The 2144-nt window shown below is 58.8% G+C and carries 2 pseudogenes; both read left to right on the forward strand.

Annotation, left to right across the window (positions count from 1 at the left end):
- Positions 1 to 89 (forward strand): annotated as a pseudogene (locus ACQKPC_RS30295) (Lrp/AsnC family transcriptional regulator); the annotation flags it as partial.
- Positions 90 to 92: 3 nt separating this feature from the next.
- A pseudogene (gene infB / locus ACQKPC_RS30300) lies at positions 93 to 2069 on the forward strand (translation initiation factor IF-2); the annotation flags it as partial.
- Positions 2070 to 2144 lie beyond the last annotated feature (75 nt).

Consider the following 2144-nt stretch of genomic DNA (forward strand, 5'->3'; position numbering starts at 1 on the left):
CCGAAGTCTGGTTCGACGACCCGGAGTTGCACATCGACAAACTGGTCAGCCATCCGGAACTGGCGATGGTCAAGACCACGATGGAATAACCGGCAGGTCTGCCGCACACCGCCGCCGATGAAGGTGTGAGCGATAGTGAGAAGCAGTCTTTGCTGACTCACTTGAAGAGCAGCCACAAGGCGAAAGTGGAAGAACCGCGCAAGATTACATTGCAGCGCAAAACCACCAGCACCCTGCGTGTTGCTGGTAGCAAGAGCATCAGCGTTGAAGTACGCAAGAAGAAAGTCTTCGTACAACGCAGCCCGGAAGAAATCGAAGCCGAGCGCAAACGCGAACTGGAAGAACGCCGCGCAGTAGAAAATGCTGCACGTCAGAAGGCTGAAGAAGAAGCCAAGCGTCGCGCCGAAGAAGAAGCGCGTCGCCAGCCTGCTGCTGCGCAAACCGCTACTAACGACGCCGTTGCAGCGCCAGCTGCAGTTGCCGAACCAGTACGTGAAAGCGCGCCGGTTGTTGCAGCTGCACCAGCACCTGCGGCCGACACTCGCAAACGCGACGAACAGCGTCGTCCGGACAAACCACGTGCCGACGATACCAATCGTCGTGGCAGTGGCGATGGCGAGCGCAAAAACGCTCCGCATCGTGCTTCGGTCAAGGAAAAAGCGCCTGCTCCACGTGTTGCGCCACGTACTACCGACGAAGAAAGCGATGGCTTCCGTCGTGGTGGTCGCGGCAAGGCCAAGCTGAAGAAACGCAACGCCCACGGTTTCCAGAGCCCAACCGGCCCTGTTGTGCGCGAAGTGAAGATCGGCGAGACCATCACTGTTGGCGATCTCGCCCAGCAGATGTCGGTCAAGGCTGCTGAAATCATCAAGTTCATGTTCAAACTGGGTACTCCAGCGACCATCAACCAGGTACTGGATCAGGAAACTGCCCAACTGGTTGCCGAAGAGCTGGGCCACAAAGTGACCCTGGTCAGCGACACCGCCCTGGAAGATTCCCTGGCCGAGTCCCTGAAGTTTGAAGGTGAAGCGTTCTCCCGTGCACCGGTTGTGACCGTAATGGGCCACGTTGACCATGGTAAGACCTCGCTGCTCGACTACATCCGTCGTGCCAAGGTAGCTGCTGGCGAAGCCGGTGGTATCACCCAGCACATCGGTGCGTACCACGTTGAAACCGAACGCGGCATGGTCACCTTCCTCGACACCCCTGGTCACGCCGCGTTTACCGCCATGCGTGCCCGTGGTGCCAAGGCGACCGACATCGTGATCCTGGTGGTTGCAGCGGACGACGGCGTAATGCCGCAGACCGTTGAAGCCGTTCAGCACGCCAAGGCTGCTGGTGTTCCGCTGGTTGTTGCAGTGAACAAAATCGACAAGCCGGGCGCCGATCTCGATCGCATCCGTAGTGAATTGTCGGTTCACGGCGTGACCTCGGAAGAGTGGGGCGGCGACACCCCGTTCGTATCTGTTTCGGCGAAAGTCGGTACTGGCGTGGACGAGTTGCTCGAAGCTGTTCTGCTGCAAGCTGAAGTTCTCGAACTGAAAGCGACCCCTTCGGCTCCTGGCCGTGGCGTTGTGGTTGAATCGCGTCTCGACAAAGGTCGTGGCCCGGTTGCAACCGTTCTGGTTCAAGACGGTACCCTGCGCCAAGGCGACATGGTGCTGGTCGGGTCGAACTATGGCCGCGTTCGCGCCATGCTCGACGAGAACGGCAAGCCAATCAAGGAAGCCGGTCCTTCCATCCCTGTCGAGATTCTCGGCCTGGACGGTACCCCGGACGCTGGCGACGAGATGAGCGTTGTTGCCGACGAGAAGAAAGCCCGTGAAGTGGCTCTGTTCCGTCAAGGCAAGTTCCGCGAAGTCAAACTGGCCCGTGCTCACGCTGGCAAGCTTGAAAACATCTTCGAGAACATGGGGCAGGAAGAGAAGAAGACGCTCAACATCGTCCTCAAATCCGACGTCCGTGGTTCGCTGGAAGCGTTGAACGGTGCCTTGAATGGCCTGGGTAACGACGAAGTGCAAGTGCGTGTGGTCGGTGGCGGTGTCGGTGGTATCACCGAATCCGACGCCACTCGGCTAATGTAGCGGGCATGACGCAGTTCAAAGGCACGCAAATGACCGCTATGTTCGAGTTTCTCCAAGGCG

This window comes from Pseudomonas sp. NPDC089918 (assembly GCF_050280605.1).
In the GTDB taxonomy this organism is placed as follows: Bacteria; Pseudomonadota; Gammaproteobacteria; order Pseudomonadales; family Pseudomonadaceae; genus Aquipseudomonas.